At 23.9% G+C, this 710-nt stretch carries 1 protein-coding gene (only partly in view); it reads left to right on the plus strand.

Features of this window, described 5'->3' with window-relative positions; all coding sequences use genetic code 11:
* The first annotated feature begins 652 nt into the window (after positions 1–652).
* Positions 653–710, plus strand: the start of a protein-coding gene (locus G3997_RS01145) for an NEAT domain-containing protein (protein ID WP_442971220.1). Its footprint extends 824 nt past the window's final position; the window shows 58 of its 882 coding nt (coding positions 1–58); its start codon is at positions 653–655; its stop codon lies beyond the right edge, outside the window.

A 710-nucleotide genomic window follows, 5' to 3' on the forward strand; every position in this document is an offset into this window, starting at 1 on the left:
TTTAATATTTTTTAATAATTACTATATCTGATTCTATATTTTTTTTGAAATAGAATAAAAGCAGAGTTTTAGTTATATTTCAAGATTTGTAAAATTTCAAATTAATTAAATTATAAAGCATATAAAAAGTTATCACAAATAAATTTAGCAAAAAAAGTTAAAAAAATACAAATATATTGAAAACTATTATATACAAAAAATATATAATTGAATTATTAATGAAAATCAATATCATGTAATAAAACAGAAGTATAATTATAAAGTTAAAGATAGACGAAAATTATTATAAAAAATGGAGGAGATAAATATGGCTTTAAGAAAAAGAGGCTTAAAAGTAGCTGTAACTACAATGGCTATAATATCATTATTAACATCATCAATGGGGGGAAGTAACAAAGCTTATGCAGATAGCACAACAGATGTTATAACTATGGATGCAGTATCAAAGGCATCAACATCAGTTGACACAGAAGATAATACACAAAACAATGAACAAAATGTTGTACAAAATGTTATAACATATTTAAAGGATGGAGACGCATCAAGAAGTGGAGTAACTAAATTAAGAGATGCATTATCAAAAGATACTGTAATAGAAACAGAAGATAACAAAACATATATGACATTACAGTTTACACAAGCTCAATACTCTATGATTGATAATGTAGCTATAACTGTAGATGGTAAAGAAACAGTATTTGAAAAATCAG

Origin of the sequence: Romboutsia sp. 13368, from assembly GCF_018336475.1 — a bacterium.
Taxonomy (GTDB): domain Bacteria; phylum Bacillota; class Clostridia; order Peptostreptococcales; family Peptostreptococcaceae; genus Romboutsia.